Raw genomic sequence first — 12,830 nt, forward strand, 5'->3', positions numbered from 1 at the left:
CTATTTTATCGTGCTCCTTTCCCCCGCCCCCCCCCGCCCTGCCGGCGGGGGGTTTTAACCTAAACAAAATTTCTTCGGCGGGGGGCGGGTCACCTTGGAAGGTGACCCGCCGCCGTCGTACTTTAATCCAAAAGCCCGAGTTTTTGTCCAGATAATGGGAGATAAAGACCCCGGAAGCCGCATTATCTGGACAAAAACTCCATGCCGGGGGTTATTCCAACCCGCGGCGCTTCAGCAGCGGCTCCAGCTGCGCGTCGCGGCCCCGGAAGGCGCGGAACGAGTCCAGCGGTTCGCGGCTGTTGCCGCGGGAGAGCAGTTCGCTCCGGAAGAAGTCGCCGTTGGCCCGGCTGAGTCCGCCGTTTTCCTTGAACCACTCGACGGTGTCCGCATCCAGCACTTCGCTCCAGATGTAGGAGTAGTACCCCGCGGCGTAGCCGTCACCCGCGAAGATGTGCTGGAAGTAGCCCGTACGGTATCGCGGCGGAATCAGGTCGTGGGCCACGCCGGCCGCCGCAAGGGCCTTGGCTTCGAACGCCAGGACGTCCGCCGGGACACCGGATCCGTCGAGGACGTGCCAGGCAAGGTCGAGGAGCGCGGCCCCCAGGTACTCCGTGGTGCCGAAGCCTTCGCCCCACAGCTGGGATTCGTTGAGCCTGTCCACGATGTCCTGGGGCAAGGGCTCGCCGGTGGCATGGTGGCGGGCGTAGTTGGCCAGCACCTCGGGCCACATGATCCACATTTCGTTGACCTGGGAGGGGTACTCCACGAAGTCCCGCGGGACGGCCGTGCCGGAAAACCGCGGGAAGGTCACGTTCGAAAACAGGCCGTGGAGCGCATGCCCGAACTCGTGGAACGCCGTCCGGAGCTCGTCCAGCGTCAGGAGCGTGGGCTCGCCGGCCGGCGGCTTGGAGATGTTGAGGTTGTTGATGACCACCGGCCGCGTCCCCAGCAGTGCGGACTGGTCCACCAGCGAGTTCATCCAGGCCCCGCCGCGTTTGGACTCCCGGGCGTAGTAATCGCCCAGGAACAGGCCAAGCCCGGAACCGTCTTCGTTGCGGACCTCCCAGACCCGGACGTCGGGGTGGTAGCCCACGAGCTCGGGCCGTTCGTGGAAGGTCACACCGTAAAGGGCCGTGGCGGCGAAGAAGACGCCGTCGCGCAACACCCGGTTCAGTTCAAAGTAGGGCCGCAGCGCCTGCTCGTCCACGCTGTACCGCTCCCGCCGCACTTTCGCGGAATAGTACGCCCAGTCCCAAGCCTCGAGGGGGTGGCCTGCCACTTCAGCCAGGGCGGCGGCCTCGGCGTCGGCATTGCGGACGGCGGCAGGCGCCAGCCGGTTCATCATGGTCTGCACAGCGCCGAAATCGGGTGCCGTCTGGCGGTCCACCGTCAGTTCGGCATAGTTGGCGAAGCCCAGGAGCCGGGCCTTTTCCGCCCGCAGCGCGGCCATCGACTTCACCAGGTCCAGGACATCGAGGCTTCCGCCGCTGCTCCCGCGACTGACCGATGCCTGGTAGAGGCGGCGCCGGACGTCGCGGTTGTCCAGCGAGGCCATGGCCGGCTGGTTGCTGGGCTGGATCAGCGTGAGCATGTATTTCCCCTCGTGGCCCGCGGCCCGCGCTGCCTCGGCGGCGCTGGCGACGTCGTCAGCGGGCAGCCCGGACAGCTCTGCGGCGTCGTCGAGAAGCAGGGCATTGGACTTCATGGCCTCCTTGGTGCGCTGGCCGAATTCCGTGCCCAGCCGGGACAACTCCGCGTTGACTGCCCTGAGCCGTTCCTGTCCGGCGTCGTCCAGCTGGATGCCGGACTGGCGGAACTCCTTGAGGTACTCCTCCACGAGCCTGGCCGATTCATCGTCGAGGCCGGCGGTGTCCACGGCGGCGAACCGGTCGAACAGCCGGCGGTTCATGTAGATGGCATCCTGGTGGGCGGAGAACTGCGGGGACAGCTCTGTCTCGAGGGCGCGGATGCCATCCGAGGCATCGGCGGACACCAGGGTGAAAAACGACGCGGCGGCGCGCTGCAGGAGCTGCCCGGCGCGTTCCATGGCCAGAACTGTGTTTTCGAAGCCTGCGGGTTCGGCGTTGTCCACGATGGCCTGGATTTCAGCAAGGTGCTCCGCCAGCCCGGAGCGGACTGCCTCGGCGTAGTGGGCCTCGTCAATGTCTGCAAAAGGGGGGAGCCCGTACGGCAAGGGGCTGGGGGTCAGGAGGGGGTTGGTCATGAAGCAACCCTTTCATGTAACCGGGCCGTTCTCAATGGTGATTTCGCCGGATTCGGAGATCGGCAGTCGTAGGATGGCGGACATGGCGGACCAGCACCTAAGACAACAAAAACCGCCCGCCACACAGCGCTTCGCGGCACTTGCCGCGGCCTGCACGATGGTCACGCTTTCGTCGTGCGGCGTACTGGCTGAACAGGGCAGCGGTGGGCGGGCAACCGGCGCAACGACGACGGCGGCATCCGCGCCGCCGTCGTCCGCCGCCACCCAAGTGCCGGCCCCCTCGCCGGAACCGACGCCGGGCAAGGGCCCGGCCTGCGCCGCTGTCCGGTGCACCTCTGTACTGGTGACGGGGGACATGCTGGTGCATGCCCAGTTGTGGGACCAGGCCCGCGCCGACGCGGCCGCCCTCGGAAAGCCGGGGCTGGACTTCGCCCCGCTGCTTGAGGGCCAGCGGGCGTACATCGACCGGAGCGACCTGGCCATCTGCCACCAGGAGACGCCGGTCGCCGGCCCGGACGGCCCCTTCTCGGCCTACCCGTCGTTCAATGTGCCGCCGCAGATCATCGCGGCGTCCAGGAATGTTGGCTATCAGGCCTGCACCACGGCCAGCAACCACACCATCGACCGCGGAACTGACGGCCTGGTCCGGACGCTCGACGCGTTGGACGCCGCGGGCTTGAAGCACACCGGATCCTACCGGACCGAGGCGGACTCGCAGGGCATCCTGATCCTGCAGACCGACGCCGCGAGAATTGCCGTGATCGAGGCCGCCTATGGCCTGAACGGTCAGTACCCCGAATACGCCTGGCAGGTGGACATGCTGGATGCGCCGGCAATGATTGCCAAGGCGAAGAAGGCAAGGGCGCTCGGCGCGGACATTGTGCTCGGCGTGATGCACGCCGGGGACGAATATGCCAGCACTCCGAATGCCCAGCAGCAGGATACGGCCCACGCCCTGGTGGACAGCGGCGAGTTCACCATGGTCTACGGCCACCACACCCATTCCGTGCTTCCCATCGAGAACTACAAAGGGACGTGGATTGTTTACGGGCTCGGCAACGGGGTCACGGAACTGTCCCCCTGGTATGTGGTGAACAACGAAGGACTGCTGGTGCGGGCACAGTTCAGCCAGGACGCGGCCGGCAAATGGGCGGCCTCGGATCTGGCATGGGTGCCGTCCGTGATCGTCCGCGATCCGTACCGCTGGTGTTCAGTGGCGGCCGACGCGCCGCAGGGGCCGTGCGCCGGGCCGGAAGCCGATGCCGGCACGCGGTTGCGGACCAGGACGGTGGTGGAATCCATGGGCGCGGCCGAGGCCGGTGCCCGGGAACTGATCATTTCCGGCGAGCAAGGACGAGGTTGAAGGCCAAACCGCGGGTGATCGACGCCATCCGGTTCCAAATCCGCAGAGCCGTCCCCCAGGGAGGTCCCGCTTCCGGGCCTAATATACTTCTGGCATGACAGAAGCTACGGACAATGTTGACCGTTTTTTCGACCGCTACGCTGCCGCGCTGCTGGCACGTGACGCTAAGGCGATCGCGGGAATGTACGCCGTTCCCTCGCTCATTCTGTTTCCCGGCCAGTCCATCCCGGTCACCGACACCGGCCAGACGGAGGCGTTCTTCGCCTCATCGTGGGGCCAATATGAGGGCGTTGACACGGTGGAGAAGAGGATCGACATCATGGCTGAAGCCCCGGGATTTGTATGGGCAGATGTCACCTGGACCTATGGCGGCGAACCCCGGGAGCGTTTTTGCTATCAGCTCGCCGAAAGGGCAGGCGGCTACCAGATCGCCGTCCTCACGCCTCTCGCGTAGCGCCCCTCTGGCGGTCGACCCCTACTGGCGGTCGACCCCTACTGGCGGTCGACGGCGGCGAGGATCACCGCGCCGAGGTCGGCCGGCCTGGTGAACTGGGGCCAGTGTCCTGTAGGCAGGTCCACGAATTCGACATCGCGGATCCGCGCGAGCTCCGCAACATAAGGATGCCCCGCTTCGATCCAGTCCTTCAGTACGGCGGAGGGAAACTCGCAGGCGATCACGGTGGCCGGAACGCCGTAGCGGCGCTCATCGTGGAGGTGCTGGGGGTCGTAAGCCACGGCCTTCGGTTGTGGGACCGCCCGGGCCCTGAACATGGCACGCAACCCGTCATCCAGATCGGTGAGATCGGCGTCTTCGAAGCCTTCCCACGGCGGAAGCGGCACGTCGTCGCCCTCCGCGGGAAGTTCGTCGTTGATCACCCCACCCTCGCCCAGCGGGCCACTATCCACGTAGATGGCGCGCGCAACGCGGTCAGGCCGGGCATCAACAGCACCATGGATGATGGCGCCGCCGCCGGAATGCCCGACAAGGACCACCGGCTGGTCGGCGCTGTCGACGGCCGCGACGACGGCATTGATATGGTCACGCAGGCCGATGCCGGCCCGCGGCGCATCCGGGGCTTCAAGGCCGGGCAGCGTGAGGGGAACGGCGCGATGCCCCGCTGCGGTCAGCGGCGGTGTGACGTCGGACCATGACGAGGCGTCCAACCAGAATCCGGGAACCAGGATAATGTCCATGGAGGTACCCTACCCCGGAGGGCCGGATGACGAGGGTTCCCTCGGCGGCATGATCGCCGTCGTGGAGGAGAATCAGCCTGGGGAGTTCATTTCACGCCGCTAGCCTCCACGGCCCTCCCTAGTGCCTTCCCATTGCGGGCGTGTGACGTACCGACGCTGCCACGGCGTCTCGACCGCCCGGGGGTGGTAGTGCTCCCGAATGAAGGACACCGCCTGTCGTGCAGGAACCCCGTCCAGAATGGCGATGCATGCCAGGGCGGTGCCGGTCCTTCCGCGCCCGCCCGAACAGGCGATTTCGACGCGCTGGTATTCAGCCCGCAGCCATGCTTCCTTCAGGGCATCCATGGCCTCGTCCTCGTTGGTGGGCAGCCAGAAGTCCGGCCAGCGGACCCATCGCTGCGTCCACTCAACCAGGGGCGGAGCCGCGCCGAGAAGGTAGACGCCGAAATCGGGGTCGGGACCTGACGGGGCCGGATGACGCAGTCCGCGCCCGCGGATGAGCCGGCCGGAAGGGAAGCTGACGACGCCTGCCGCTCCCTGTTCCCACGTGTTCATGGGTTGACCCTGCCACCGGATCGCTGGCAAGGGAAGTGCACACCCGGCATGAGGGAGGGGCATCGCCCGAGAGCGACGCCCCTCCTTGCCGCCTCAGACCGGTCGTTCAGGCAACGGCCTGTGGTTTGGGCTAGCGGCGTCCGCGCCCATGGTCATCGTCGCAGTAGCTGACCCACTTCCAGGAGTAGTGGTTCCCGTGACGTTCCCTCTTCCAGTAGCCGTGGGTTTCACACCACCTCTTGTGATTCTTCCAGTCGTGGCCGCCGCGATTCCTGTCGTCGCGGTGGTTGTCCGTGTAGCTTACGGCCGAAATTGTGACGGTCTTGAGCCCGGTGTCCGCTGCAGCGGGTCCGGCAACGACTGCAGTCCCGCCGAGGCTAAGTCCTGCGGCAAGCAGTGTGGATGCGAGCAAACCCATTGACCTCTTCATGAGATCTTTCCCATCTTTTTGGTCATTCCCAGGTGAATGTCGCAGGCGTATCCGGGCAAGCGGAATCTCGCACGATGAATCGCCATGTCTTCCGGCGGGCCCCAGAACGGGCTGGGCCGGGTTCAAGATTCCTGTCGGACAATTGTCTGCGGTTGGTGGTCCCCAATGAGTGCGGTTATACGTCCCGTGAATCGGCTATGCCCCATTTTTGCAGTGGCCTGATTCAAAAGCGGCAACGCAGAGTCCTGCCGCATCTGGGAACCTCCGTGCGCCACGATGCGTGACTTTCGTCCGTGTACACGGAAAACGATATGAGGGCACCCCCGTGCCTACCCCAATACCCACAAGCCAGCCTCCGGAACATTGGTCCGGCTGCCAGGCCGTAGTGCTGGAACACACCGGTCCGCCACGGCAATGTGATCGGAAGGGTGTGTTCACCATCAACGATAGCGGGATGACAGCGATCAGAATAGCCGCGGGGGTTTATTACTAGCGGAAATGCGATATTCTCCTGCCGGGACCTGTCACTGACATGCCTCGCAGGGTTTTGTGTGTATTTCGCACGGGAGTGCGCGTTCCGGGCGGTACCGGTAGGGAATCGCCCGGTTATGTTACGGCGTGATGGTGAGGATCCGGACCGGCTGGGCGCAGGACGCCCGGGTCAATTCACCGGCCCGAACGGACCCGTCCGCCCTGTTGTTTCTGCCGGTATCGTCGCACCAGTCAATGTTGTAGGGCATTGCGGTCACCGTTGCCGCTCCGGCCGCCGAGTCCACCGGAACGGTGAACGAGTACGTGAACCCGCCGGCGTCGTTCATTGGGGACGTTGCGTCCAAAACCTTTGCGCCCGCATCCGTCACGGTCACGTGAATGCGAGCGTTCTCGCCGTAGCGTGGGTCGCAGTCCGCGTCCGGCGCGATGACACTCACGTTCTGGCCTACTTGGGCGCGCTCGGGCGTTACCTTGTAGGCGGGCGGGAAACACGGGGGAGCGTCGAAGGGTCCTGGCCGCGAACACGCCGGGAGCCCCGCCAGAAGGAAAACCGCGCACACCGGTATGACGGTGCGAAGGGCGAGCCCTCGGCCGTGCACTCCACATCGAGGAACAGATCCCACAGACCCATTGTGCGCGGCACTTGGCTGTCCCGTCCCTTACCGCCACTGAATTCCGCTTTTCGGCGCAGCGCCATCAGTTTTCCGTCATTTCCTCGGGGACGGCCACCACATGCAGCTCCGTGCCGTCGCGCAGCGCGGAGATGTCCAAGGGCGCTCCGATTGCCTCGGAGAAAAGCAGCTTCTGGAGGCTCTCCGCATTCGAAACCGACTTCCGCCCCACGCTCAGCAGCACGTCTCCGGCGCGGAGGCCAGCCTTCTCGGCCGGCGACCGCGGAAGGACCTCGACGACGAGCAATCCGTCGCGGTGGCCGGTCCGGACCACCGCGTTGACCGGAAGCTGAACGGGAGTGTTCACGAGTCCAAGGAAGGCGCGCCTGACGCGCCCGTCCGAGAGGAGGGAGGCGATGATCCGACGCGAGGTGGCGTTGATCGGAACCGCCAGCCCCAGCCCTGCACCGGCGACCGCGGTGTTGATGCCCACGATCCGGCCGTGGGCGTCCGCCAGCGCCCCTCCGGAGCTGCCGGCGTTCAGCGCGGCGTCAGTCTGGATCACGTCCTCGATCACACGGCGGTTGCGTCCGGACCATACCGGGATGGACCGGCCCAGGCCGCTGACCACGCCCGCCGTCACGGAGCCGGAGAGCCCCAGCGGATTGCCGACGGCGATGACCAGCTGCCCGACCTTGAGGAGTTCGGCATCGCCGAATTCGGCCGGCGGGGCGGTGGGTGCCTTGCCATGGACAATGGCAAGGTCGGACAGACGGTCGGCGCCCACCACCTCCACGGCGGACCGGGTGCCGTCGGCAAATACAGCGTGGCCCTTTCCGGCTGCGCCCACCACATGGGCGTTGGTTACCAGGTACCCGTCCGACGTGAACAGGACAGCTGAGCCGGCGCCCACACGGAACCTGCCGTTGCGCCCGTTGCCGGTCATTTCGATGGCGGCCACGTGCGGGGTGACGGTTTCCGCCACACGGATGACCGTTGCCGAGTAGGAATCCAGCGGGTCTTCGGCCGCGCTGGTTCCGCTGACTCCGCCGCTGAGTTCGACCATGGTGAGCCTCCCTGGAATGGTGCTTACCAATGTCAACGACTGCGCTGCCGGCGCTAGTCCTGCCAGGGCTACGCCGTCAGTGAAATCAGTGGTGCTGCAGGAGCCGGCGCCGAAGGCCAGGCCACGCGGTGGCGAAGGCCGGGTGCAGATTCCGGTCTTCCACGGCGTTGGCCGGTACCCACTTCAGCTCGATGCTCTCGGGATCGTTGATGACGGGTTCGAAGGATTCAACAACGTGCACCGCGACGGTGGTGTACGACCAGTACCCGACGTCGAAGACGGACGTGAAGAGGACACGGACGTTCTCCGGGGGGACAGCGGCTTCCTCGTGGGCTTCACGCAGGGCGCCCGTGATGGCGTCCTCTCCCTCGTGCAGGGCTCCGCCGGGAAGACCCCAGGTTCCGCCGTGATCACTCCATGTGGCCCGGTGCTGCAGCAGGATGCCCTTGGCCGGGTCCTGGACCAGGAGTCCCGCAGACCCGAACCGGCCCCAGAACTTGCCCCGCTCGCCGTCCACCCACGCGTCGCCAGGATTGCGTGGCCCTGACGGACGGCGGAGGTATTCCGGGAGGCTGGAGGCTGCGGTGTCCATGGAAGTAGTCTGCCATGGCCTATTCCCTGGCTGTCGCAATCCGTCACAGGAAATGGCCGGGTCCGGCAGCCGGGTCCGGCACATGCGCCGGAACCTGAAACGTTCCTACCGGGGGCGCCGTGCGGCGTGTTCGCGCGCCAGCACCGCGTAACGGTCGTCCGCAGCACCGGCTGTGAAGCTGCCGTACTTGCGTTCGGCGGCGGTGCGGATCAGGAAGTCGGCAATGGCCGGGTTCTTGGGCAGCAGGGACCCGTGGAGGTAGCTCGCCACGATGTTCCGGTAGCGGGCGCCTTCCTTGCCGTCGCTGCTGTTGTTCCCCATGCCCTTGGGCGTTGTGCCGAGCGGCTTGACGCCGGGCCCGAGCGTCGTCTGCCCGCTGTGGTTTTCGTAGCCCAGGATGTCCCCGAACTCGGCCGAGGACACCGTGACATTGCCGATTAGGCGTTCGTCTGTTCCGTGCGTTTCGACATCCAGCACGCCGATGCCCGGAATGACCGATCCCGTGCGGGTCTTGAAGAACCGGCCGAAGAGCTGGTACATCCCGCAGATCAGGAGCATGGGCGTTCCGTCTTCCGCCATGTCTTTCAACGTCGATTCGCGGGACAGCAGATCGTCCTGGATGACAAGCTGCCCGCTGTCCTGGCCGCCGCCGCCCACGATGAGGTCAACGCCGGACGGGAATTCGTCGCCGACGTTGTATTCGAGGAGTTCGGGCGTGTAGCCGTGCCAGCGGAGGCGCTGCTGGATGACCAGGGCGTTGCCCCAGTCCCCGTAGATGTTCATGTCGCGGGGGTACAGCTGCAGGACCCTGATGGTGCCCTTGCTCATGAGACCACCTCCACAGTGGTGATTTTGGATAGTTCGCGGCGGATGGCGAGCATGGCCGTGTACGTACAGAAGACGCGTTTGGGTTTGCCCTTGGCACCTTGGATGAACGCAGCCAGGGCCGGAGCGATGTCCGGGTTCACCGCGCCAATGGCGACGTCGTCGTACTGGAGCCGCAGCGCCATGTCGTACGCCCGGGAACCGGTGAGCTGGTCTACCCCGCCTTCGCGCAGCGAATCGAACTCGACGTCCCAGAGCCAGGACATGTCCCGGCCGTCGGCGTAGTTGTCATTGATCGCGACCATTGTGGCGTAGCCGCCGGCGGGAAACGACTTCAGGCCCAGCCGGAAACCGCTGGGGTTCTTGACCAGCACGAGGTCCAGCGGAAGCCCGTCAACCACCAGGCTTTCGCCGCGGCCGAAGGCGGGTGCAACCTCGGACAGGGCTTTGAGGAGGCCGTCATGGTCGGTGGGACTCGTGCCGTTTCCGGCGATGCAGCGCGCCAGGACCAGGGCGGCTGCGGCATTGAAGATGTTGTAGACGCCGCGGAGCTTCATCCCGGTGGTGACCGTGGCGCCGTCGTACTCAAAGTCGGCGTCCGCCGTCCCCACCCGGCGAAGCACGACGTCGGCGTGCGGCTTTTCGGGCAGCGCCGGCACCGGGCTGCCGGGACCGGCCCGGAGGTCGTCGTCGTTCGGGAAGGTGCTCAGCAGCGAGTCGTCGAGGCCGAAGTAGCGGACCTCCGGTCCGTCCAGGGTGTCGGCAATGCGGGCGACACGCGGATCCTCCCGGTTCAGGACAACAGTGCCGGTGGTCTTGGAAGCGATGTGCTGCAGAAGCTGGGCGGTCTTGTCGATTTCGCCGAAGCGGTCCAGCTGGTCGCGGAGGACGTTGAGCAGCAGGCTGTACCGCGGCGGGACCCGGTTGACGAAGTGCACGGCGTGCGCCTCATCAAGCTCCAGCACGGCAATGTCCGCGTCCAGGCGGCCGCGCCAGTCGACGTCGCCCAGCAGCGCCGCGGCGACGCCGCGGGTGAAATTGCTGCCGGTGCGGTTCGTGAACACCTTCAGCCCCTGGCTCTCCAGCAGTTCAACAACCATCTTGGTGGTGGTGGTCTTGCCGTTCGTCCCGCTGACGACGGCGACCCCCAGGGGAAGCGTGGACAGTGTCCGCTGCATGAATTCCGGGTCGATTTTCTCCACCACAAGACCGGGGAGGGCAGAGCCTCCGCCCCTGAGCCGGGAGACCCGGCGGACGAGCTTGCCGAGCGGAACGCTGAAGTAAAGCATGCTCTGTAATATATCCCAGCCGAGGCATGGAACCGGGCCGGCAGGGCCGTTCCGGCACTCCTCCGGGTACGGGGAGCACTATGCTGTTTGGATGACCAACCCCCCTTCCACGGACTATTCCCGCGCGGGTACGGGCCTGCGAATCGGTGTCCTGGCGCTCCAGGGTGACTTCCGGGAGCATCTGCGCGCCGCTGAAGCGACCGGCGCCACGGCTATCGGCATCCGGCGCCCGTCCGAACTTGACGGCATTGACGGCCTGATCATTCCCGGCGGTGAATCCACCACCATCGACAAGCTCGCACGGGCCTTCGAACTCGCGGACCCGCTACGCAAGCTCATCGCCGACGGACTGCCCGTGTACGGCTCCTGCGCCGGCATGATCCTGCTGGCCGACGAGATCGCTGACCCGGCCACGGACCTGGCAGGCAACCCGCAGCAGACGTTCGGCGGACTGGACATCACCGTCCGCCGGAACGCCTTCGGCCGGCAGCGGGAATCCTTCGAGACCGATCTTGAATTCAAGGGACTCGGCTTCAGCGACACCGGTTCCGGTGTGGCTCCGGTCCACGCGGTCTTCATCCGCGGCCCGTGGGTGGAGCGTGTGGGCGATGGTGTGGAGGTCCTGGCGCAGGTGGAACCTGCGGACCCGGAACATGCCTCTCATACCGCCGCGCTGCAGGGGACGGCTAGAATTGTTGCAGTGCGTTCAGGCCAGCTGCTGGCCACCTCCTTCCACCCGGAAGTGACGGGGGAGAAGCGCGTGCATGAACTGTTTATTCGAATGATCAGAGGAGAAGCGTAAAGCATGTCAGGCCACTCCAAATGGGCGACGACCAAGCACAAGAAGGCCATCCTTGATAGCCGCCGGGCAAAGTCGTTCGCCAAACTGATCAAGAACATCGAAGTCGCGGCCCGGATGGGCGGCCCGGACCTGGCCGGCAACCCCAGCCTGGAACTCGCTGTCACCAAGGCGAAAAAGACCTCGGTCCCCGCCGACAATATCGACCGTGCCATCAAGCGCGGCGCAGGCCTCACCGGCGAAGTCGTGGACTACACCGAGATCATGTACGAATGCCGCGGCCCGCAGGGCTCCGCGCTGCTGATCGAGTGCCTCACGGACAACAAGAACCGTGCCGCTTCCGAGGTCCGGCTCGCCATTTCCCGCAACGGCGGCACCATCGCCGATCCCGGTTCCGTCAGCTACCTCTTTTCGCGCAAGGGAGTTGTAACCCTCCCCAAGAACGGGTTGAGCGAGGACGACGTCCTGATGGCCGTGCTCGACGCCGGCGCCGAAGAAGTCAAGGACAACGGCGACACCTTCGAAATCCACTCGGAACCGACCGACCTCCAGGCCGTGCGCGATGCGCTCAAGGAAGCCGGGATCGAATACGACACCGACGAAGCCGAATTCGTCCCCTCCATGGAGGTTCCGCTCGACCTGGACGCTGCCAAGAAGTTCATGAAGCTGGTGGACGCCCTGGAAGAACTCGACGACGTCCAGAACGTTTACAGCAATGCGGACCTCAGCGACGAAGTGCAGGCCGCACTGGAAGCCGAGTGATCCGGCAACCCTGCAGTGACTTTGAGGCCCGGCCTTGACCCTCCGAGTATTGGGAGTCGACCCGGGCCTCACCCGTTGCGGCATCGGCGTCGTTGACGTCGAAAAGAACCGGCGCGCCACCATGGTGGCTGTCGGTGTGGTGGGCACGTCGCCGGATGAGGGCCTGGACCAGCGCCTGCTCCTCATCGCCACATCCATCGATGACTGGCTGGACCGGTATGAACCCGACGTCCTCGCTGTGGAGCGGGTGTTCTCACAGCTGAACGTCAGCACTGTGATGGGCGTTGCGCAGGCGTCCGGCGTGGTGATTGCCGCCGCCGCCCGGCGCGGGATACCTGTGGCCCTGCATACGCCGTCGGAAGTCAAGGCCGCCGTCACGGGCAGCGGAACTTCCAACAAGGAAGCCGTGACGAAGCTCGTCACCAAGATCCTCCGCCTGGATGCCCCTCCGCGTCCGGCGGACGCCGCCGACGCCCTCGCGCTGGCCATTACACATGCGTGGCGGGCAGGCAGTGGTACTTCCAACAAGGGCGCAGCCACCACCGGTCCCGGCAGCCTGTCGCTCACCCCGGCCCAGCGGGCGTGGGCCGAAGCGGAGGCCAAGGCGCGCCGTGCACGGTGAATGTCC

14 protein-coding genes are annotated in these 12,830 nt (G+C 65.9%); 5 read left to right on the forward strand and 9 right to left on the reverse strand.

Going from position 1 to position 12,830, the window contains the following annotated elements; translation table 11 throughout:
• Positions 1–211: 211 nt before the first annotated feature.
• The gene (locus AB0N24_RS03795; protein WP_364120665.1) at positions 212–2,224 is read right to left on the reverse strand and encodes a M3 family metallopeptidase; all 2,013 of its coding nucleotides are present in this window, start codon (positions 2,222–2,224) and stop codon (positions 212–214) included.
• 82 nt (positions 2,225–2,306) lie between these two features.
• Here AB0N24_RS03795 and AB0N24_RS03800 point away from each other — a divergent pair, with 82 nt between their 5' ends.
• Together AB0N24_RS03800 and AB0N24_RS03805 are read left to right on the forward strand one after the other, a co-directional pair.
• Positions 2,307–3,587 carry a CapA family protein gene (locus AB0N24_RS03800; protein ID WP_364120667.1) on the forward strand — a complete coding sequence of 427 codons (1,281 nt, stop codon included), beginning with the start codon at positions 2,307–2,309 and terminating at the stop codon, positions 3,585–3,587.
• 94 nt (positions 3,588–3,681) lie between these two features.
• Positions 3,682–4,041: a hypothetical protein gene (locus tag AB0N24_RS03805; RefSeq protein WP_364120670.1), complete on the forward strand. Its 360-nt coding sequence runs from the start codon at positions 3,682–3,684 to the stop codon at positions 4,039–4,041.
• A gap of 38 nt (positions 4,042–4,079) precedes the next feature.
• Here the strand turns inward: AB0N24_RS03805 and AB0N24_RS03810 are convergent, their stop codons facing one another.
• The 8 genes from AB0N24_RS03810 to AB0N24_RS03845 all read right to left on the reverse strand — a co-directional run bounded on the left by AB0N24_RS03810 (position 4,080) and on the right by AB0N24_RS03845 (position 10,641).
• A complete protein-coding gene (locus AB0N24_RS03810; protein WP_364120673.1) occupies positions 4,080–4,781 on the reverse strand; it encodes an alpha/beta hydrolase in 702 nt (233 codons plus the stop codon).
• A 99-nt stretch (positions 4,782–4,880) separates the two neighbouring features.
• Positions 4,881–5,336 (reverse strand): protein-tyrosine phosphatase family protein, encoded by a 456-nt coding sequence (locus AB0N24_RS03815; protein ID WP_364120676.1) that lies wholly within the window; start codon positions 5,334–5,336, stop codon positions 4,881–4,883.
• A 130-nt stretch (positions 5,337–5,466) separates the two neighbouring features.
• On the reverse strand, positions 5,467–5,754 hold the full coding sequence (locus tag AB0N24_RS03820) for a hypothetical protein (protein ID WP_364120679.1): 288 nt from the start codon (positions 5,752–5,754) through the stop codon (positions 5,467–5,469).
• A gap of 623 nt (positions 5,755–6,377) precedes the next feature.
• On the reverse strand, positions 6,378–6,695 hold the full coding sequence (locus tag AB0N24_RS03825; RefSeq protein ID WP_364120682.1) for a hypothetical protein: 318 nt from the start codon (positions 6,693–6,695) through the stop codon (positions 6,378–6,380).
• A gap of 259 nt (positions 6,696–6,954) precedes the next feature.
• Complete coding sequence (locus tag AB0N24_RS03830) at positions 6,955–7,935, reverse strand: trypsin-like peptidase domain-containing protein (protein WP_364120685.1); 981 nt, start codon at positions 7,933–7,935, stop codon at positions 6,955–6,957.
• An 85-nt stretch (positions 7,936–8,020) separates the two neighbouring features.
• On the reverse strand, positions 8,021–8,527 hold the full coding sequence (locus tag AB0N24_RS03835; RefSeq protein WP_364120688.1) for an NUDIX hydrolase: 507 nt from the start codon (positions 8,525–8,527) through the stop codon (positions 8,021–8,023).
• A 105-nt stretch (positions 8,528–8,632) separates the two neighbouring features.
• The gene (locus AB0N24_RS03840; protein WP_364120691.1) at positions 8,633–9,355 is read right to left on the reverse strand and encodes a glutamine amidotransferase; all 723 of its coding nucleotides are present in this window, start codon (positions 9,353–9,355) and stop codon (positions 8,633–8,635) included.
• Positions 9,352–10,641 (reverse strand): MurT ligase domain-containing protein, encoded by a 1,290-nt coding sequence (locus AB0N24_RS03845; RefSeq protein WP_364120694.1) that lies wholly within the window; start codon positions 10,639–10,641, stop codon positions 9,352–9,354. The genes AB0N24_RS03840 and AB0N24_RS03845 overlap by 4 nt, the downstream gene beginning before the upstream one ends.
• A 91-nt stretch (positions 10,642–10,732) precedes the next feature.
• Here AB0N24_RS03845 and pdxT point away from each other — a divergent pair, with 91 nt between their 5' ends.
• The 3 genes from pdxT to ruvC are packed head-to-tail and all read left to right on the forward strand — an operon-like array spanning position 10,733 to position 12,824.
• On the forward strand, positions 10,733–11,443 hold the full coding sequence (gene pdxT / locus AB0N24_RS03850) for a pyridoxal 5'-phosphate synthase glutaminase subunit PdxT (protein WP_364120697.1): 711 nt from the start codon (positions 10,733–10,735) through the stop codon (positions 11,441–11,443).
• Between the two features lie 3 nt (positions 11,444–11,446).
• Complete coding sequence (locus AB0N24_RS03855) at positions 11,447–12,202, forward strand: YebC/PmpR family DNA-binding transcriptional regulator (protein ID WP_214951506.1); 756 nt, start codon at positions 11,447–11,449, stop codon at positions 12,200–12,202.
• 34 nt (positions 12,203–12,236) lie between these two features.
• On the forward strand, positions 12,237–12,824 hold the full coding sequence (ruvC, locus tag AB0N24_RS03860; protein ID WP_364120701.1) for a crossover junction endodeoxyribonuclease RuvC: 588 nt from the start codon (positions 12,237–12,239) through the stop codon (positions 12,822–12,824).
• Positions 12,825–12,830 lie beyond the last annotated feature (6 nt).

The organism is Arthrobacter sp. NPDC093128 (genome assembly GCF_040683875.1).
In the GTDB taxonomy this organism is placed as follows: Bacteria; Actinomycetota; Actinomycetes; order Actinomycetales; family Micrococcaceae; genus Arthrobacter.